The sequence below is a fragment of the Mycetocola manganoxydans genome (assembly GCF_003667545.1).
In the GTDB taxonomy this organism is placed as follows: Bacteria; Actinomycetota; Actinomycetes; order Actinomycetales; family Microbacteriaceae; genus Mycetocola_A; species Mycetocola_A manganoxydans.
This window is the reverse complement of record NZ_RCUV01000017.1, coordinates 33872-54848: the sequence shown is the minus strand read 5'-3', so window position 1 is coordinate 54848 and position 20977 is coordinate 33872. Positions and strand designations below refer to the sequence as shown.

Below are 20977 nucleotides of genomic sequence, written 5' to 3'. Positions count from 1 at the left end.
TCTCGGCCGCGCAGCAACGCCGAGTGGAGCGGGCGACGCGTATTGGCAGCTGATGCACGACGGGGTGAGCAACGCGGAAGCATGCAGACTTCTCCGGATCTCGCATCGACCTTTGGCAACCGCCTCTGCCCCGTTCACTCGTAGGAGGCACCACCGGCACCCCAGGGGAGGTAATTGATATAGCGCGCGAAGTTTAGGGCGGCGAAAGAGCTGATCTCTTTCACCGACCGGCGCAAACCGCGCCGCTCGTGCCGCAGCGTGGGTTGCGGTTTCTGAACGAAGGATCTCCTCAGATCAGACTCTCGACTGTCACCAACGTCATGGCCGGGTATAGCAAGGCCGGGGCGGAAGTGTTCTTGGCCCAACCCCTTGTGCAGCGTCAGAGCCACGCCTGCGCAGAGCTGTAACTCAGCAGGCGATCAGCCTCAGTGGCAATCGCGCGAAGCTCGATTCCTGCTTCACCGCGCGCCTGATCAGCGCTGAGAATCAAATCCTGGGCCACCTGAAGGTCTGCAAGTAGCTCGTCCATAGGTGGGTCAACGATTGCCCGAAGTTTCTGACGCGCACTTGTTGCGATCTTGTCGGCGTGGCCCATGATCTCGGTGACGAGGGCCGAATGCTGGCGATCGCTTTCGATCTGAGCTTGGCGCGCCTCGCGTTCGTTCTTCAGAACCTCGTAGCCAGCCAGGCCGATCTGGATGACAAAACCGCCGACTTTGGCTGCCTTGCCGATCTTGTCGGCAAGCTTCACTGCTTGCCACGGCTTGAACTTGTGGCCGAATGTATGGCCGACATCCTTCACGATCTTGTGGCCGATGGATCCAGATGCCTGCTGGAGCCCGTCACCAGCTCCCCACCAGCCCTGGCCTCTTTGGAGCAGGTCACGGACCATGTCCCAATCCACGGCATGCGAGGGCAGAGGAGACGTTGCCCCATCCGACGATTCGCTTCGCACTTGATTCGGGGACTCCAGCGAGATGTCGCCGGTCGGACGGAGAAGGCGCTCAACTCGGTTGCTCTGACTGATTTCCAGAAGCTCTTCGGACAACGTGTCTAACTGTGCCTGTGTCAGCCGGTTGATCGCACCCGCGAACTGCCCTGCGTGGCGCTCGAGCGATTCCACGAGCCTCGCTTCGGCCGCGTCCAGCACGTCTTGAGCCGTCACGTCGGCTGCGTCGAGACGGGTAACAATGTCAACGAACCCCGTTACGTCTACTAAGCACTGCGACTTGAACTCCGCCTCGGCGCCAACGAACGCGCGCTCGAGCATGAAGCGTCGATGGGAAACGACAGCCCTTTGTTTGGAGAGCAGCGCAAGCGCGGACCGTGAGCGTTCGTCCTTCACGAAGAGCTGCTGCGCCTCATCGCACAGTTGGCGAATCAGGTGGAGTGGCTGTCTGAGCTGGGCTAGGTCGCCACGGTCCTCGCTCATTTTGTTGATTGCTGCGCGCAACTCGTCGATGCCAGACCGATCCCGCAGGAGTTCGGCCTTCGCGCCGCCTTCAAGGCTTCTCATGTAGAGCACGGAGTCGACCTCAGCCACCGGGAGATTGAATGTTGCTGTGCCAAGTGCATCTTTGACCGCTTGCTCGCGCACGCCCTCGGCTGCTGGCCGAGTGCCAGCTCGCGTGATCACGAGGAGCATTTGGCCGAAGAGCTGAAGCTCGTTCGCGAGGTGCCGTAAGTAGTCCCTGGACGCGTCATCGAAGAGATTTACAGTGACGACGAACAGGATGAAGTCGGCTCTGCCAATCGCTTCCAAAGCCAGTTCATCGTGACTTCGCAGACCCGACTGAACGCCAGGCGTATCCACGAGTATGACGGCGCCGTCCCAGGGGTAATCCGTGACTTCGTCTGTGGCAATGTCCGCATCGATCACCGGGTCGACGTCGCCGTCCGTGAGAGCCCTGACTAGGCTCGACTTGCCGCTACTGAACTGACCAGTGACAACCATCCTTGGCTTCTGGCTTGGTTCCATCCGCGCACGAATAAGAAGCTGCTCAGCAAGCGCTCCCGAGCTCGTCTGCAGGGCACTTCGTAACCGGGTCAGTAACTCCTGGGTCTGTTCAGGGAGCTCGTGGATGAGAACCTTTGTCACTTTGCGTCTCCTTCGACCGATACGTTGATTCGTGTTTTGATACTCGTATGAGCTTGGGCGAGAGCTTCCCAAGCTTCCCGAACGCCCGGTGTCGCGGGCGAACCCAAGGTGAGAAGAAGACGGTCCTGTTGCATCGTGTGGACGGTTATCTCGCGATCCGTCAAGCTCCGGATCACCTGGAGCGCGCTGGCCGGCATGGTGGCCAGCGCTGATGTCGGCAGCATGCGCTCCACGGCGTCGTCGACGGGAAAGAGCACCATCTCGCTGAATGCAGGTTCGAGCAGTTCGACTGCCATACCCGCTCCGCGCCAGCGCGTGGCACGCGTGACTGCTGAAGCTGCCCGAGAACGACCGATGTTGCGCAGGATCTCGCGGGCGAGTTCGGTATCGACCCGAGTCAGGGCAGGATCAAGTTCTTCGGATGAGATGCGCAAAAGGACCGCCAATGAGTGCTCTACGGAGTCACTAGCGGCAGACTGACGTGCGACCTCGTCTTCCACCGCCTGCACCCAAGTGCGTTTCATTTCACCACTGGCGGATTTGAGCTTCTCGTTGAGTTCCTTGAGTAACGGTGCCAACTGATCTCGGACCTTTTGACGTCGGCGCTCATGGACTTCCGACGAACTCCGGAACGCTTTGTCCCCGAGCCAGTCGAAGAACCGACCGGCGGGGAGGAGTCCTACGACAAGGCCGATGAGAGCGCCTGCGCCTAGTCCAATAGCAGTACCAAGACCCGGGCCAATAGCCGTGCCGGCCAGTGCGCCGATCTTGGCCCCGGCAGCAGCCCCAGCCCACGCGCTGAGACTACCGACGCCCACTCCAGCAGCGACCCGCCCACCGAGCTTCACCAGCCGATTGCCCCAGATCGCGCCCCGACCTCCAAGATCACGGAAGCCCCCGATGTCCAACTGGGACCAGTCATCGGCAACATCGAGTGCAATCACCTTGAGCGCAGCTTCCAGACGCTGACCAATGTCAGCCCCGGACCCTTCAATTTCTGCGCGGAGCAGGGCGATTTCTTGGTCCCACTGTTGATTGATCCTGCGGTCGCTCTGGTCCACTTCAACTAGCTCGATCCACCGTTCACGGGACGTGATGGCGCCGGCAAAAGCGGCGTTGAGCTCCTCGTATGCGTCCGCAATGCGCCGATCGGCGCGCGTTTGAAACTCACGCTGGCTGCCTCTACTCGCTTCGAGCGCGGCACGTGCGACAAGGACTGCGTCGGCAAGCGAACTGGCCGTCTCCAAGAGCTCAACTCGCAAGACGTCGCCAATGCTTACAAGCCTGCGCAGCTCCGCGGTGCGATCCCGCTGCTGGCGAATCGCCGTGATCAGCGAGTCGATACGACTGTTTTGGTGCAGTACCCGGGATTCGTCGTCGGTCAGTTCGCCCGAGATCGAGAGCCGCGCTGCCTGGGCGTGGATCGCCACAACACCGAGGTCCTGCCCTCCTGCCTTTGACAAGTGGCGCCGAATGGGCGCCAGGTTGCCTTCAGCATCGCCTCCGAACACAAGCTCTGGTTCCTCGAGCATGTCCATCAAGCCGATCTCGTCACTAACATCGGCGAGACAATTGAGAGCAACGAAGATGGGCTTCCCAAGATCTGAGAGCCGCTCGAGTGCTCGACCGGTCTGCTCCTGGGTGGCTTCATTGGTCGCGACCCAAAGAATCAGGTCTGCATCGGCGACCTGGCTGAAAGCCGTCTCATAGTCCTCCTGGCCGTCCATGGCGCCGACACCCGGTGTGTCGACGATTTCCACGTCGAGATCGATCGCGGTCCGGATGGAGATCTCACGGGTATAACGCTGGCCACCATCCCCGACACGTGTTCCATCTCCACCCGACAGGTATTCGAACAGGGTGCTCTTTCCAGCCATAGTCCGCCCCATGAGGACGACTCGAAAGGGTCGCTCCACATCCCGCCCTGCGAGGTCCTCGCGGACGCTCGCGAGTTGCGACGAACTCTCCCGGAGCCCATCGATGAAAGCCACGTGTAGCTGATGAAGTTCGGTGTGGCCAGTCAGCCCCTCCAACTCTTCGGCCGCTAGCTCGAGAGCGCGGGCCGCCTCTCCAGCGCATGCCACAACACGCTCCTTGAAGACTCGTGGGGAAGATCGTGACGCAACATCGCCCCCAAAGAGAGTCTCGCGCGCCCACTCCTGCCCCGTGGTCCTAGGTTGACTGGAAACGCGCCAGATCACGGGCCAACCCAGGTCACGCTGTAATTGCGAAATAGCCGACACCGCATGAAACCGGGGCCGCTACGCGCAGTCAGAGACGAGCGCATGGAGTCGGCGCGCCCTTCTGACCAGAAATCTCATCGACTCAGGAATTCGCGAGTCGAACTGCAAGCCTGCAGGGATTCGCCACGAGTCCACCTCGTCCCAGGTCGAAGCCCTTTCCGCAAAGCTCAGGTCGGTCATTCTGGCTCCGTCCCACTGCGGAAGTAACTAACGCCAAACGCGACAACCTGCCGGAACTCCTGGCGTCGAGCGCCGAGGTCGTACTGACTGCCGGAGCCCTTCTGGAAGATATCGAGGCCTCGCCCGAGCAGAATCTTCCAGCCGTTGTCGGCGCGGATTGACCGGTCGTGGATTGACTCGTCCCAAGTGACCGAGAAGTTGATCCCGACGGTCGCGGCCCCGTCCTGTATCTCCTTCAGCATTAGGAGGTGCTGCCTATGGAACTCGCCGGTGTCTTCCTTCGTCACGAGGGTGACAGCGATCTCGTCGGCGGGATCTTTTGCCGCCGCGAGGAGGGCGAGGAGGTCGACGAGGTTTCGCCCCTGATGCGGTAGTCGGATGTACGGGTCGACGATCGTGATCTCCCCGGACCCGAGCAGGTACGGCAGCAGGATCGTGTCGTAGGAGACGCCGCGCTGGTTCTCCTGGAACTCCCGGTGCCCCTCGAAGAGGGTCTGCGCGACCGGCGGTGCAACCGCAGGTGGCTCCTCAACGACGGTGTTGTTAGACGAGGGTTCGCCCTGCTCATCGCTCGCGGAATTGTCGCCTGCTCCTGCATGGCGACGGTGGTAATACGCGGGGTACTCGTCTTCTTCGAGCGTTGAGACCGCGTGCCAAACGCCAGCAGTGTCCGAGTACCCGAACTTCACGTCGGCCATCGTCGAATCAATGCGCAGGATCTGATCCTTGACGCGCTTGCGTCCCTCGATAGCGAGGCGCAGGACCTCCGCGATCTCCTCCTGCGTCGCCTCTTCGTGCGGGAAGAGCAGCTTCATCAGCCCCGAGAAGGTCTTGTGGATGCCATCACGGTCGCGCGTTGAGATGTCCGAGCCCAGGGTGAAGTGCTGCTGGTAACGGTCCGAGTGGTCGGAGTTCCGCATCGACTTGAGTACTTCGGCGATGTAGTCGACGACGAAGCCGTACCCATTCGAGAACATTTCGCTGCGGATGGTGTCAACTTCCCAGCCCGGTATGTAGTGGTGCAACCGGTCGAGGTAGGCGGAGTCGTGATAGCTCTCGGGGAGTTCGTCGAAAAGGTCGGAGTGCTTGAGCATGTACGGCACCGTGTGCGAGGTGTTGCCGACGAAAACCATCGAAGCTTCGGCTCCTTCGACTGAGGTTCCCCTCGAGAAGGACTTGTTAGCCATGTAGTTCTTCATGATGTCGACCAGCGACTTGTCTGTGCGCTTCTTCTTGCCCGCGAACTCGTCGAAGGCGACGACGTCCCAGTAGCCGACGAGGCCAAGACGACCGTTGGCATTGTTGATGAAGAGCTTCGGCACCGTGACCTCGCCGCCGGATATCAGCATCCCGTGGGGCGAGAACTCGGAGAAGATGTGCGACTTGCCGGTGCCCTTCGGTCCGAGTTCGACAAGGTTGTAGTTGCGTTCCACAAACGGGATGAGGCGCACAAGCTGGATGAGCTTGGCCCGCCGGCCGAACATGTCGGGATTGAAACCGATCGATTGGATGAGCAGGTCGATCCACTCATCGGTCGTAAACTCCCTGCGCCCGGCGAGATATCCGTCGAAGTCGAAGCTCGACATCTGAATCGGCTTGAGTGAGCCGAGGATCCACGGCACCGAGCGTGCGTCATCCGTGTGGAAGTACTCGACGTCGCAGATGCACCAAACACCACCTACAAGCAGTTTCGGATGTGCCTTGATCGTTGCGCTTTCGACTAGAACGCCCTTGATGCCGAGGTTCGCGAACTCCGCCTGATAGACATCGTCCTTCTCGTTGAGGGTGACCGTCACTTTGTCGATCACCCGGTGACGACCGCGCTCCTTGATCGTGGACTTCACCAACTCCGCCTGGTTTCGCTGCACGTAATGATCGGCGAGGATCTTCCGTACTGCCTCGATCCCGGCCTGAATGGTTGCTTCGTCGTCGGATGCCGCATACTGGCCGAGCAGGTACTCCAGCACATACGAGGGCACGATCGCGTTGCCCTTGACCGCCTTCACCAAGTCCTTGCGCACGACCGAGCCGGCAAAGAACCTGTTTATCTTCCGGTCGAGGTCAGTCTTAGCTGGTGGGCCTTCCATAACGGCGCCTTCGGGCGCGTCGACGCCCGGCTCCGTGACGCTGTCGAGTGTCATGACTGTCCTGTCCTAGAAGTCGAAGTCTGACGCGAACGATCGCTTCAGCGTGTAGAGCGCCTTCGCATACGTGCGCCACTGATTGGTGTTCGGGATGCGCTCCTCGAGTCGGAACTCGACGGATCGGTTGTTAAACGCATTGGCTTCTTGGCTGAGCAGCATGTGTGCACTCTGGTAACGATCCCGCTTGTCGGTTGACTGCTGGTCGAAGGTAACCTCGGGTTCGTTCGAAATTAGGGTCTCGCCTACATAGAGCCCCGCACGCACGGTCCGCGGCTGCACCTTGTCGTCCACCGGCTCAGACTGGAACAACTTCACGACGAGCTGCCCGGTCGTAATCTTGTCGGATTCGGGCAGCACCTCGATGTTGACAAGCCGGATGTCGCTCTTGCGCTTCTTGTTGATTGTCAGCACGGGCACAACGATCTCCTGCAGAGCTGCTCCTCCATGGACGAACCGTGACCCCGCGCCGGCAAGCCGAAGCCGGTGAATCGACTTCGGGATCTGCACCTGGAGGTCGCTGGCGAGGCCGACCTTCTCCGGCGCGAAGGTGCGAAAGGCGGGGTCGTCCTTCATTCCACGCCCGAGCACGTACCGACGGTTGGTGGCGACGATCTCGTCGCCCTGTGGAAGCGTGGAGAGGTAGAACGAATCCGAAAGCGCCGTGTCTTGGAACAGGAACCCGTGGTCGGCTGTGATGAGTATGTTGGTGGCGTTCGCGTTCGTCAGGCGCTTGACGAGATCGACCAGCTCGCGCAGCGTCTCCTCCGCGGCCTCGAATACCTGACGCTCCGTGCGGGCCTTGTCGCCAGTCGAGTCGATGCGGTCGTGGTAGACGTACAGCACCTGGTGCTGCGCATACAGCTCGCGCAACTCGTCGCGTGACATCCCGAGTACATCCTCGGCCTGAATTGCTTTTCCGTCCACCGCGGCGAGCACCTTGTTCCGGTTCGCGGTGCCGTCCGAGCGCCGCCCGTCGACGAGAACAGGGTCGCCACCCTTCGAGTGGCCGATCGACTTATGCGGCAGGAGCGCTGCCATACCGAGTTGAGTGTAACTAGGCAGTACTCCAAGTACAGCTTCCAGGGTCGCGTCATAGCGGTCTTCTCGGCGCATGCGCGTGCCGAGCTCTTCGGCAACCTCGTAACGCAGCGCGTCAGAAATGATGACGACGGCCTTCTTGCGGCCATCTCGCACGATGGGCGCCACGTGCTCTGCGTAGAACGCGGTCTGCGGTCGTAGAGCGGATGAGCGCCACCGATCCGTCCTGTCCACCTGTTGCTGCCAGACGTTGCCTAGCTCGTACACGAACTTGTTTGTGTAGAGCTTCTCGACATCGCCGCGAAGTGCTTCAAGCGGGCCGACGTGCTCTGCCGTTCGCGCGGCAAACACGAAGTGGCGATAGAGCTGGTCAATACGGAACCACTCGCCCCGATAGCGTTCAAGCCCCTCGTCGAAGGATGAGACCGAGAGCGTCGTCGTCGCGAGCTCGCCCATAAGCTCAGCGGCAGCTCCGATCGCCACGTAGACCTTTCGGTAATCGTCGATCCACATGCTGCTTTGCCGACTCCGAATGACCTCGCTCACCTCACGTGCACTGACAGAGCGTTCCGAGACGGCGCGGGCCAGGTCGCTGATGATCTTGCGTTCAACTTCTTCGAAGAGGTCGTTGCCGGCGAGGTCCCGGAATGTGCGATCTTGGATTGCGCTGGCGTAGTCGAGGTCGGATGCCGCACGCTTGGCGAGCGTTGCAAGCGCGCCCGTACTACGCCGGTCGTTGCGGAGGCTGGCGAAGTCGAGCTGGATGTTGCGCAACGCTCCCGGACGGTCCGACGTGAAGCCGTCAGCCGCTTGCCGGAACGTCCACAATGAGAAGTCATCGACGCTGGGGCTCGGCGACGTGTAGCCGTAGATCGCGGCGACACCGGTCCAGTGGAACTCGTCGAGGTCATGTTCGACAAGCGCACGATACTTTGTGTCGCCGCCCGCAGCGTTCTCCATCAGCAGCGCGCGCGTGAGTTCGAGCATGCTGTGCTCACGCTGCGCAAGCAGCACAGCAGACATCTTCGCTCGCAGTGTATCGGCGTCGTCTCTCGGGTTGAGCAGCGCCTTGATACTCTGCACTCGCTTCGTGGACCGGAAGAACTTCTCGTGTTTGCGGACAGCGACGTCGATCCCGTTCGAGGTCAGGCCGAGTTCTTGCTGCACGAGGGAGGCGCGGTCGGCGGTAAACACTCCGTACGCGAGTTCCAGGTCAAGCAGCCAGTTCTCCACCCCGTTCGGCACCGCACCCGGCCTATAGACCAGGAACTTGGACTTGGGGTCGACGTGCAACAGCCGGTTCTTCACCGCGTACTCGTCGTTGACGACCCGCACCGTCTCCACGCCATCGAGGTGGAGGTCATCGAGATAGCTCCCGTACTCGCCGGCAGGGTCATGCCAAAACACGATGCGTTGGCGTTCGAAGCGCCGCGCGAGATGCTCCTTGACTGTGCCGGTCTCACTCATCGCTCGTCTCCAGTCCAGGAATCCTCTTGAGCGCGGCTCCAAACTTCGGGTAGTTAACCTTCACGCCGTCATCGAGGTCGATCGCGATCTGCTGAGTGGCGAGTGGGTAGAGCACGTCGTGCTCATACTCGTCCAGTTCGAGCAGCACCTTGCGAAGACGATCGACTTCCTTCTCGGCCGCAGCATTCTCGCGGGGCGTGGCCGAACTAAGGGCAACGCGCTCGTGGTGCTGGCGGCTCGCATCCAGCTTTGCGCGGAACTCACGCAGATACTCGTTCAATACGATTGAGACAGTCGTCGGCGTGTATCGATGCATGTAGATGAGCGCGTTGAACGACCCCTGTGGGCTGGAAAACAGCCAATAGATCGGGCGCTTCTTATACCGCTGAACGTGGTCTTTATAGAACGACTTGACGAAGTAGTCGCGCATGTCTTTAACACCGAGCGACTCAGTGACGAAGCGCAGGTTCTCCTCAAAATACTCTTCGCCGAACGTGACCCGCAGGAACTGCCGGAATCTCGCCACGATGTCATCTTCGAACCAGTCGCCATCCACGATCGGGATCACGTTGTCTTGGTCGGGTGGGAAAGACGGGGCAGATACCACAGCGAGGTAGTCGCGCAAGGTGTCTCCTTGGTTGGCGAGAATCAGCCCTGGCTTTTCGATGCTGAATCTACCGAAATGACAGCCCACCGCGTAAGAGACCAGGTCGCGCACCGCGTCTGCTTGCCCGCGCTTCGCGCGTTCGGATGGAGCCTGTCCGGGGTATGCGAAGGCAATGTTGGAGAAAAGAGTTATACGTTCCAAAGGGACCACAGGTGACAGCTCGTCCTGCAATCCGTAGCTCTCTATAAGTCTTTCGTTGATCTGCTCTTCCAAGGCTTGAAGCTCCCGTGTCCGCTCCGCCCTCACTTCAGCGAGTCCTTCAACGCTTCGCTGGAGCGAACTCGATCTTGAGTACTCCACGATTGGGTTGCGCAAAAAGCCCCACGATGTTTCCTGGTCATGCCAGTCCGACGCGGCAATCTGAATAGCGCGCTCGACTAGGAGATTTGTTTCGGCGGACGGCTCGCCTATGAATGGTACGCGGCCCACGGGGCCTTCGTGGAAGTCGAGGGTCGGAGACAGAGCGGCCAAGATGGAGCCCATCACTGGCGAGTTCCCGAGGGCTAATACCGACTTCGCCGTGAACTCATCGGCGTAGCAGACAGCGCCCTTCGTCTCCGAAATGAATCCTGGTGGCGCGTATCGCATGGAAAACGCGCCCGACGTGACCGTTGACCAGGTCGCTCCCGGACGAAAGTAATAGTCCATGTTCTGAGGTCGGGATCGCAATCGCCCGCCTCCGTCGTTGAAGTTGCGGATCTCGTCCCCATCTCGATACCAATTGACGACCAAATCTGTGTTCCCATACCACTTTCGGAAGGGTCCCCCCTTCAGACATGGAAACCATCTGCGTCCGCTGGCGATCGCGGACTCTCGGCTGGTCTCGGAAAGCCCCAATCGCGATACCGAAACTTCCGCCCAGTTGCGAAGGAACTTGTTGTTGTCCCCAGTAGCGAGTCCCTGCCGCGGTTGTGCAATGGTTGCTAGCGGGACCCCTTCTGAGAAGGCAGCCCTTGTCTTCTCAGAGAGCTGGTAGGCGATCGGTGATCCCGGGATCGCTCGAAAGTCAGACGGCGCGGCGACGAAAACAATCGCAGCATCGAGGCCTGCCGCTGCCGCGATGAACTTTTGCCTTTTCTGTTGTCCATCGAGCGGATCGAGATATATGAACGTGCACAGACTGCGGCTAGCGGGCCCGGTTGTCAGTACGAACGCAACGTTCGCACCAAAAATGTCCGAGTGGTACGCAGTGTCCCGTAGATGAACAACGCTGTGCAACGTGGTGTGGTCGAGAACCCACTCGCGCATGCGGTCGAATGTCTTGATGGTCATCCAACTGTCGCCGGTGATCATCGCCACGAGACCCCCGCGAACCGCGAGCCGAGAGGCACGTAGGATGAACGCCCCGTACAGATCCTGCTTTCCAGTCGGATAATGGGCACGAAGCCACTCCGAGAGCAGGCCATCCATGTTCTTGCCCCCCATATATGGGGGGTTCGCGACTACAACCGAATACTTCTGGACAAGGAAGTCTGCTTGCTGCAGAACCATCGTGGCTCTAGTGTGAACGCCCGCCGCAAAGAGGTCGCCATCCGAATAGACACTTTCTTCGATGAGCCGCTTCAATGAAGGTACGAGTTGCTCCGGCGGATGGATTAGTGCACCAATTGTGTCAGCGTGCCGGAAGGACTGCCAGAAGGCATCCGATTGCTGACGGTCCGCAATGCCTTGGCTCAGCGTCGCGAGGTAGTCCAGTTCGTCATCATCGAACGAAATTGGCCGTACCACGGATATCTGTGGGTGCAGTCCGCCAGCTGCCGCCGAGCGGGTGAAATAGGAACGTTGCTTCGCTCGAGCCTTCATCGCGAGCGCAAAGGCCGCGAGAGCACCCGCGCGCGGATCGATCTCGGTGCCGAAGAGGTTCTTGCTCAGAATCAGGCCAGGGATGTCGGCGGGCGCATACCCGTCCTCCTCGTAGATTGCATAGAGGAGATCGAAGGCATAGGTGAGCATATGACCCGAGCCACATGCGGGGTCGATGACCTTAAGGTCCTCGGGAGTGCGGATCTTTATGAATTCAGTTTCCTGGTCAGCTGGCTCGAGGTAGTAGTCCATTTGCTCGGCGATTCGCGAAGTCGGGCGGTTGAGAAGCCAGAGACGGCCAATCGAGTTTTCTACTAGGTAGCGGACGATCCAATGTGGTGTGAAGAGCTGCGTAGCGGCCGGGATTTCCGTGGCGCTGGCCTTGAGCTTTTGCTTGAACTGGGTGAAGACCTCTAGTTTCCGCTCGGCAATATAGAACTGGTATAGCCAGCCGATCACCTCGACGTCCGCGCAGACATCCTCGGTGAGCACAGCGGCGACCCGCGCGAGCACAGAATCGTCGGCGAGCAGGTTGGCGGGGATGAGCAGCTCGGTGTAGTCACCCGCGCGCTCGAACATGAATGGCATGGCGCGATTCCAGTAACGGCAATACTCGGTGAGGAGCAGTGCGTACGCCTCGCCCTGCGGGTCGTCGCTGCGGCGTGCTCCGTCGAGCAACGCGGTGATCGTTTCAATTGCGCGGGCGCTCGTCACGACGGCGGAGTCGATTGTCCCACGCTTGGCGTCCGCCAGCACCTCGGGCTGCCCCACAGCGTGACCGCTTTGCGGCGAGACCACGCCGATGCCGGTGTAGCCGTTCGCATCCATGAAGCGCAGCGCGATGATGCGGTTGAACCAGGTGTACGCGACCTTATCGGCAACTGCGTCGCGCCCCTTGTCACCACCTCCGGCGGCGGTGATGTCCTGTTCGAGTGTGGCGACTGCGCTTTCGTTCTCGACCCGCTCCTTCGAGGCCGGTGCCAGCACGGCCGCGACACGCGCCGTCACCTCGCGGATGAGTGCCGTGCGCGCCCAGGTGGCGAAGGACTTCAGGGGTGCGGTTTCCATGTCTGTGGTTCGTCCTTACAGCGCGATGCGCTTGCCTTCGTTGAGTGTGTTGATGAGCGCTGCCCGGAGTGCGGCGACATACCGATCGACATCGTTGGCTGTCTCCAGCACACCGTTCACACCGGCGGCCGAGATCGTCTTGACCGAAACCGTCTGCTTGACCGGGGCAATTACCGGATCGTCGCCTTCATCGTCGGGCCGGGCTGCGGCCGCAAGCTGGTCGAGAAGCGCGGGGTAGACGGTCTGCTCGAAGCCATTGCCTAGTTCGCGGATGAGTGCGATCTGTCGTTCGCCGCCGATTCGAGCGATGACCTGGTCGATAGCTCTAATGACGCGCTGCTGCGCCTCCTCGGTCGCGTTGAGGTACATGATGCTGGCAAGGAGGGCTGACTTGCGTGACTCGATCTCTGCCATAGCAGCCGCGCGATTAGCGGTGAGAGCCGTGTCGATGGAGGTCCGCAGTGCGTCGGCGGCCCGCTTGAGTTGAGCCATGCGGTTCCCGCGGAACGCCTGCGGGTCATCGAGAAGGGTCGTGATCTGTTCGTCGCTGCGGGGTGCGAGGTACCCCAGGTTGCTGACGTTCGAGCGCAGTAGCTCAGCCGCGTCCTCATAGATCGCTCGCTGGCCGCCACTGAGGAACGCCTGGATCGGGTCCATTACGCTCTCCTTGGCGTCGAGGAGTTCATCGCCAAGAGCGAATTCCGACAGGTACCACTCGTTGGGCTTGCCAACCGTCTGCTCGAGAAGGGCAATCGGCGCATCGAGCTGACCCACGAACGGATACTTCGAGCCGATCGCGAGTGCCTTCAGCTCGTCGAGCTTGCTGCGGAGCATGTCACGACCGTGGCGGGCGAGCTCGAGGGAGTCCTTGATCGGAGTGGCCTCGTCGAAGAACTGGGTGCAGAAGGCGCGGAACGCGGCGACCTTTCGCTCGTCGAAGATTTTCTGCGGAGCGACAACGATGTGGGCGTGCTTCTGCGTGTTTCGTAGCGCCGCGGTGACTTCGCTGCGCCTGAGTGCATTGCTGTCGACTGAGAGGGTGACCTTCGAGGCGCCAACAAGCCACGCGATCACGACTTCGATCGAGGCGAGATCCCAGCCGTAGGGCTTGGCCTGGAAGGTATCGACGATCGACTTCACCGTTACCTGCTCGGCGAGACGGTCGCGGCGTAGAACATACGAGAGGACCTCCTCGCCCGGCACCGCGAGCGTCGAGACTGACGCGTCCTCGATGAGCCCGACCGGTCCAGGATTGGCGAAACCGGTGATCTGCTGTTCGCTGTAGCTCATGCCGCCCAGCAAACTGAGCTGCGTGTAGGTGCGAGCCACGAGGTCCTGGAAGCCGTCGGTGACGCGGGCTACCGCGTCCTGCGCCCCAGATATGACATCAGCGGCGTTGATGACCAGCTCGGCCTTTCCGACGGCACGGCGGACGCGTTCCACGAGTTCCTTCTCGCGCTCGACGTTCTGTGCTGCTTTCGAGCGCAGGATCTGGTCTTCGATGGCCGACAGTGATGTCGTCTGCTTGCGCTTCGTATACTTCTCGGTCTTGATCAGCAGCCTAAGGTCGGACAGCACCCGCTCATCCGGCTCGAGAATGACACGAAGTTCGTCCTTGCCCGCACTGTGCATCCGAGTCTCCACCGGCCCGTACGGGTACTCGGGAGTGATGAAGTGCACCGATAACTCGCGCTGCTGCCCGTACACCTGGTCGTCGAGCTTGTATCCGAACGCGAAGTCCTGCCCGTTCTTGGCGTACCGCAGCTTTGTAGCACGCATGATTTCTTGCAGGATCTTGACTAGGCGACCCGAGACTTCGGATGCGTCGATGTCGACGTTCTTGATCTCCTCCTCGATGACCTGCTCTTCGTTGGTCAAATAGTTGTAGACGGTGCCGTTGCGTTGCACATAGGTTTGGGTCTCGAGCTTCGCGAGTGCTTCCTGCACGCGCTTCGACAACGCAGGCAGGTCAAGGCCGAACCGGTCGTACATGAGAACCGTGAGGTTGCGCGCGGTCGCCTGGAAGCTGTCCACGTATTTCACCAGAAACAGTGCCTTCAGGATCCGGACAGCAAGCTCGTCGTCGAGGTTGCGTTCGGCGACGTCGATGGAACGTTGCGCGGCCGACTTCAACGAAGACCGGATGCCGGCAAACATGTGGTCGAAAGTGGCCAATCGGCCGACCTTGACATCTCCAATGTCTTTGGCGACCTGCTGCACGACCCCGAGCATGGAACGTTCGCCGACGGAGCTGTTGCGGCCTTCGAAGACGTTGTGGTCGGAGATGCCCTCGATCGCCGCTTGGAACAGCGGGAATTGGTAGCTGACGAATGGGTATGTTCCGATGAAGTGATCCTCATCGGTGTAGTTGCGGTAAGACTTTGCGCCGTCGACGAAGTCGAAGAGGGTCTTGAAGTTCGCCGACTCGGCCGCGTAAATCACGCGCAGCTCCTCCGCACCCTTGATGCTCTTCTCGAGTAGTCGTTTGCGGATGACTTCCTCGACATCGGCGCTGGTCAGCTTCATCCGGGTCTTGAAGCGTGCCTGGATCTTGGAGAAGTCGTTTCCCTGCTGCTTTGTGCGATCGCCGACGACCTTGTCCATGTCTTCTTGCGAGGTCACGAAGATCCACGCGCGGCCCTGGCACTTTGTGTTCAACGACTCGGCTATCGTCTGCAGGTTGAGCATCAGGTGCGTGTTCGACCCGATGAACTGCCCCACCTCGTCGACGAAGAAGTTCAGGCGGAACGAGGGGTCTTGCTTGTCGAGCCATGCCTTCACTTCGTCTGCGAAGTCTTCGATCGACACGGAGTACTCGGTGCGGTACTTCGTAAGGATGTTGGTCGGCGTACCGTCCGAGTGGCCAGTGATCTCGGCGTACGCCCGGGCGACGTTCGACTCTTCGAGCACGCCTTCCTCTCGCCCTTGAGCCCAATCCCGGCCCGAGACACGCATGTACGCGGACTTGAACTCATCGAGCTGCCCGCGGTTGTCGAGGTCGCGCTCGAACCGCGCGACGTGTCCCTGGTTTCCGAAGTAGCCGCGGGACTCGTCGAACACCTTCACGAACACCTTCAGCAGGGCATCCGACTGGTCTTTGCTAATCAGCGTCGCCTTCTGATCGATATTGAAAAGCAGACTCTTTGCCGGGATGCGATCAGCCTTGATGATCAGCGCCGGCAGGAACGCGTCATCCGCCTTGTCGAGGAAGCTCGCCGAGACTCTGTCCCGTGGAAAGTCCTGACCCGCAACGTCGCCAAGGAGGTGAGCGAGCATCTTGAGCAGGTGCGACTTGCCGGAGCCGAAGAAGCCCGAGATCCAGACGCCGTTCGCGTTGGTGTAATTCGTGTATGCCTCTAGGAGGAGTTCAAGGCCTTTCGCGGCCTCGTTCGTGAGGACATACTCGTCGACCTCGGTGCCGAGGTGTGCGGTGTCATCCGCTTTGATGACGCCCTCGATCGGACGCTGAACGTCCTTGGCGAAGATCTCATTGAGCTGCATGGGTCACGGTTCCTGTTCGAGAATGTTCTTAGCGCGGTAATACTGGTCGTCCTTGAGCCGGCCGAACAGCACAAGCGAAGAACCGAGGGTGTCGGACTGCTCGTAGCGGCCGGGAAAGAACATGAGCATCGGCTTGCCGGTGACGACGCTTTGCAGGTTATTCAGCACGTTGTGCGAACGAACGTACGGGAACACCTCTCCGATGCCGGTGAGGAAGAAGATGTCGAAGCCGCCGTCGGCGATCTTGTCGCGGATGGCCGGCGCGAGGTGAAGCTGCGGATCGAGCATGCCCTGCAAGAGCTGGCGGAAGTCGTCTTTGTCCTGTTCGACTTCGAGCGCCAGTAGGCGCTCCCACACGCCGCGTTCTTTCAGAACTTCGACCGAGAGATCGTAGAGGTTGACCTCTTTCACCTCGATGCCCTTGGCGCGCAGCTTGTTCTTGACTCGCTTCTTCGAGTCGGCAACCGCGAGAGCATCCTCAGCGTCGTACGGGTAGATGAAGAAGGGCACCTCGTTGCTGAGCCCTTCCATGCGGAGGAAGCGATCGCCGCTGAGCACCGAGAACAGGTGGTCTTCATTGCGGGCCACGTCGGCGGCGGTCATCCAATCATGTCCAAGCTCGTCGGGAAGTATCGGATATCACTCGGGCTGCGCTCGTCTAGGAGTGCGGCGAGCCGATCGGAGAGCGCCGTGCGAACGATGTTGCCCTGCTTCGTCGTAAGGCCGGCTTCGACAAGCATTTGAAAGATCGTGGACCGCAGCTTCTGCATAGTTGAGTCCTTTAGCTCAACGAGCTCTGGGTGCCAGATAGCCTTGCCGCGAACGAATCCATCGAACTCGTTGTAGCTGACGGTGGGAGTGAGAAGGAGAAAACGTTCGCGCACCACCTCTTCCGCGAAGTCACCGATGAACTCGTACCGACGGCACGCGGCGACCCACATGAGATGAGCCCGCTCGGTGCCAGTCGAGTCGATCACCAGGTCCAGTTCGGGATCGGAGAGCATCGCGAGACGCTGGGCGACCTCACGGTTGAGCCGGATGCGTGACGACGTCGTCCGGGTTTGGAGCAAGTTATCTGCAGCGAGCCGAGCACGGACACGGCTCCAGTCGTGTTCTTGCAGGTACAAGGGCGCCGCGATGGTGGCCTCGCGCGTAAGTAGGGACCCCACGGTGAAAGAGAGTGCATAGCGGAGCTCGCTGGTTTCAGCCACAGTTCAACACCCCTTTGTCCGGAAACAGGCAAGTCGATCAGGATACGACCGACCGCCGACATCTTGGCCGGAAACGGCCCTCCGCGGCGAAACGGATCTCATCCAGCGTCCCCACGGCGGACCCACTCGTCGACCTCTGTCCGCTGAAACTTCCAGAGACGGCCGACCTTGTGTGCGGGCATCCCTTTGTCTGCGATCCAGGAGTAGACGGTGTCTTTGGTCACGCCAAGGTGCTCGGCGATGTCATCTGCTGACAGCCACGACTCGGACATTCGCGCCCCCATGCGGATCGAGCCGGATTTTTCCGGGTATTTCCGAGCCTAGCGGTACGGACGCTGGGTCTTCGAACCAGCTTGCAGCTCAGCGCGACTCTTCGGGTGTGCCTTAGGGCGCTGCCGACGATCGTCCTAGAGATCAACGCCTGGGGTGACTCACGAATAGCCGGAGTAGAGAAGACTTTCATCATCCAGCCGGCTACCCGTACCGATCATCGCTCACCATTACACCCGTAGCCTTCGGGTGCGTCGTTTGGCTGAAGGGGGCAGAGCAGCTCCGCGTTGATTCTTCAGTTTGAAGTGGGCGAGCAGAGATTCACCGTCCGGGTCGTGTTTCCAGGAGCCGCCGACATATTCGGCGCCAAACAATTGTCCGGAGGGGCTGAAAACGAGACCCAGCGCCCTCGGCGCCCTCATTTGGTACTTTTTCAAGAGCAAGTATTTGCCCATCCGCTCCATCCCCTCACGCGATGTCTCCCCATTCAGCGCCACCGTGGCGACGAACATCGAGTAGCCCCAGTGCCCGGAAAGACCACGCGCAACACTGTGTTCTGCGCCATCGGCATTCGCACGCCGAAGCAACTCGTCGAGAGCAGACGCGAGGACCTTCTGGGCTTTCGGACCGCCGTCCAATAAATCGGCCCCAAACTCGAACCAGCCCGGTTTGTGCTCCTCGATCAGGAAGTCGACGATCTCGAGAAGGCGTCGATTCGCGTGCAGGGCCGGCCGTGGTGCTGGTGTTGATCGTTGCCCTTGCTTGTAGTACATCCATGCAGCGAGGTCGTCCGTCTGTGATTGCACGACGATTTCCGGTTGCTTCTCGTATCGAGCGATCTTTCCCGATGTCACATGTGCGCTCATCGGATTTTTCGCAGCGAGCACTCGGGGATCAGCCATCGCCCATAGGTGCCCACGCAAGAAAAGGATGTATAGATCCAACTCATCGCCGGCGTTGAACAGCCGCGAGATCTGCGGTGATGTCCTTTGCCGCAAATACAGCAGAAACGCCGGCGGCCGCTCGTCAATTTCGGCGATCACCGCGAGGTCGTGAAGCGAAACGACCCATGGCAGCGTGTCTTCCGGGATGACGCCGGATCTGACGAGCGCGTCGATGTCTATTGCAGCTCGACCGAGTTCCTCGGCCGAGACGACGATCATATGGACGTCGACGATCTGACTCAGGTCTAGCCACGACCCGTCGGCGGACACAACGCCTCCGTCCTCTCTCGCGAGCTGCTCAAGACGCGCTGCTTGTGTGGCGCCGTGTCCGACGGTCTTTCGCAGATCGGTTACCAGCCGAACCGGGTCCCCTGCGCGCGCTTGACTGCTGAACGAAGCCGATTTCACCTCGACGATCAGGGCGACGGAGTCAAAAATGAAGAGGGCATCTGCCTCGGCGAGTTCTGGAGCCGGATCTGAAGGCGAGGGTTTGCTCCTGTATTTCAGCGACGTGTACGTCGCGGGGACACCGAGGATTTGTTCGAGGAGCTCGACTGCGATTCCTTCAGCTTGCTTCCCTCGCCATTTGTTGTAGGAATTCTGCGCCCGCGGGTTTGACTTGAGGGCGTTCTCGAACGTGTCCCTGAGACGATCGGTTGCCGCTGCCGTGTTTACGAGCACGTATCGCTGATCTAGTCGAAGGTAGGCCTTGCCCCGCATGGGGTCGCGACCCGAGGCAATGCGTTCCACGACTTTCAGCGGTTCGACACTTCCTGTCGGGTGGCTCAGAAGGTCGAGTGCGGCACGGACGATAGCTGGGCTTAGTCCGGTCGCGGTAACGAGGTCGCCCTCCGTGAACGAGCCGAGACGTCCCATTTCGGCGTAGAGCGAACGAAGAAGATATCCCGCGGGTGATGCCGGCTCGACGAAGTCCGCACCCTTGGTGTCGACTAACTGATTGAGCTCATGCAGGGCAGCTTCCAGACGCTCGGAGTAGAGCGCCTCCGACGCGTCCAGAACGATAGTTGCCTCATCGTAAGTTAACCCGAGAGCCTGTCGAGCGTGAACCTCGATGTGCGGCGCGGAGAGAAACCGCCGGCAGTGGTTTCTCTCAATGTGGGAGTACTGGTTGCCTCGGAGCATTAGCATTCGCGAGAACAGATTCGAGGAAAGATAGGCCGTGGCATCGTTACCATGACTTGTTTCGTGCCGCGCTATCAGGTCGATGCAGGAAATGATCTCGTGAGCGAGTTGGGACAGCCGTTCGACGGCCGGCCCGAGGTCCGCGACGAAATCGATCGTACTGGCACGCACCTCTACGGGTTCTCGAACTAGCATCGCGGCCAACTCAATGGCCACGCTCAATCCTGGATCCTCTGTTTCCCGGTAGTCCTCGAGGTCACTGGGGAACTCGTGCCTGCGGAGAGCCTCAACAACGTCAAAGGGATGCAGACCATACGAAACCTGAGAGAATTCCCGTACTCGGTCTTCAATGCGCGACTTTAGCCCGGCGACGATTTCCGCTGGGGTGGTGTGCCCCTTCTCAACCTGGCTAACGAAGGTTCGATGACTCCCTAACTTTCGAAGGACGGCTCCGTTATCAATGGCGAGCACGGGTGAAGGAGTGTGCCGACTCTTCCTTCTCTCTTCACCGGCGTTCGCTGTAAGGGCGAGGCCATCGTGAAGCGACTGCCCCAACTTCCTCACCATGGTCAGTCGCCTGTGTAATTCAGGTCCTGAGTGTCCTCGACCGCCAAAGGGAGTTCGCCCAGGCTGCGGTGACGCAGCTGCACGTGGAACTGGGTGAACGATTCCCGGATGAGGGTTTCGGCTGCAATATCGTGCACCAGAAAACTGGTGACAGGAATCTTGCCGTGAACACGGCCGTACATCTGCAGCGCCTCGTAATCTGTGATCGACGTGGCTTCGCGATCGACGGCATAAACGTAGAAGTAGCCCTTCTCAACGCCGACGACCGTGATGTCGATTGACAGGATCCACCAACGGTCTCGGTCGAGTCCTGCAACTTCATACGGATTCAGATGCCCAATCGTCTGGTGCTCGTCTGCGGCAGCAGTCCCGAGCCAATCGCCGTAGGTCACGCCGGCGTGGCCCAAGTTGTCGTGTGTCATTGTTCCCTCCGGAATACCGAGGATCGGCATACCCGACCAAACTATGGCCACCCCCGGACATCGATAACCCAATCGGTGCGAAAGGACCCGAATTGGGGCGTCGCATTCGCTTGATGACCTTTGACACGGCCTGCAAGTGTCACCTGAGGAAGAAACACGAGCTAGGTCGACGAGCCTCACGCCCGGCGGTGCCTTGATCGGATAAGTTCCA

Annotated in this window: 11 protein-coding genes; all 11 read right to left on the bottom strand. The window is 60.2% G+C overall.

Annotated elements, in window-relative coordinates; genetic code table 11:
- Window positions 1-379: 379 nt before the first annotated feature.
- Window positions 380-2098 (bottom strand): GTPase, encoded by a 1719-nt coding sequence (locus D9V29_RS12395; protein WP_121673643.1) that lies wholly within the window; start codon window positions 2096-2098, stop codon window positions 380-382.
- Window positions 2095-3987, bottom strand: a complete 1893-nt coding sequence (locus tag D9V29_RS12390) for a GTPase domain-containing protein (protein ID WP_259462904.1) — start codon at window positions 3985-3987, stop codon at window positions 2095-2097. Before D9V29_RS12390 ends, D9V29_RS12395 begins: the two co-directional genes overlap by 4 nt.
- A gap of 530 nt (window positions 3988-4517) precedes the next feature.
- Entirely contained in the window at window positions 4518-6662 is a 2145-nt protein-coding gene (gene brxL / locus D9V29_RS12385) for a BREX system Lon protease-like protein BrxL (RefSeq protein WP_121673641.1), read from the bottom strand.
- 12 nt (window positions 6663-6674) lie between these two features.
- The gene (gene pglZ, locus D9V29_RS12380) at window positions 6675-9170 is read right to left on the bottom strand and encodes a BREX-1 system phosphatase PglZ type A (protein ID WP_121673640.1); all 2496 of its coding nucleotides are present in this window, start codon (window positions 9168-9170) and stop codon (window positions 6675-6677) included.
- The gene (gene pglX, locus D9V29_RS12375; RefSeq protein WP_121673639.1) at window positions 9163-12708 is read right to left on the bottom strand and encodes a BREX-1 system adenine-specific DNA-methyltransferase PglX; all 3546 of its coding nucleotides are present in this window, start codon (window positions 12706-12708) and stop codon (window positions 9163-9165) included. Before pglX ends, pglZ begins: the two co-directional genes overlap by 8 nt.
- 15 nt (window positions 12709-12723) lie before the next feature.
- Window positions 12724-16209 carry a BREX system P-loop protein BrxC gene (gene brxC, locus D9V29_RS12370; RefSeq protein WP_121673638.1) on the bottom strand — a complete coding sequence of 1162 codons (3486 nt, stop codon included), beginning with the start codon at window positions 16207-16209 and terminating at the stop codon, window positions 12724-12726.
- 3 nt (window positions 16210-16212) lie between these two features.
- Entirely contained in the window at window positions 16213-16812 is a 600-nt protein-coding gene (locus tag D9V29_RS12365; RefSeq protein WP_121673637.1) for a DUF1788 domain-containing protein, read from the bottom strand.
- On the bottom strand, window positions 16809-17420 hold the full coding sequence (locus D9V29_RS12360) for a DUF1819 family protein (RefSeq protein WP_121673636.1): 612 nt from the start codon (window positions 17418-17420) through the stop codon (window positions 16809-16811). The genes D9V29_RS12365 and D9V29_RS12360 overlap by 4 nt, the downstream gene beginning before the upstream one ends.
- A gap of 98 nt (window positions 17421-17518) precedes the next feature.
- The gene (gene mads1 / locus D9V29_RS12355; RefSeq protein WP_121673635.1) at window positions 17519-17692 is read right to left on the bottom strand and encodes a methylation-associated defense system helix-turn-helix domain-containing protein MAD1; all 174 of its coding nucleotides are present in this window, start codon (window positions 17690-17692) and stop codon (window positions 17519-17521) included.
- Between the two features lie 228 nt (window positions 17693-17920).
- The gene (locus D9V29_RS12350; protein WP_147436284.1) at window positions 17921-20248 is read right to left on the bottom strand and encodes a hypothetical protein; all 2328 of its coding nucleotides are present in this window, start codon (window positions 20246-20248) and stop codon (window positions 17921-17923) included.
- A gap of 98 nt (window positions 20249-20346) precedes the next feature.
- A complete protein-coding gene (locus tag D9V29_RS12345; RefSeq protein WP_147436283.1) occupies window positions 20347-20766 on the bottom strand; it encodes a hypothetical protein in 420 nt (139 codons plus the stop codon).
- Window positions 20767-20977: the final 211 nt, after the last annotated feature.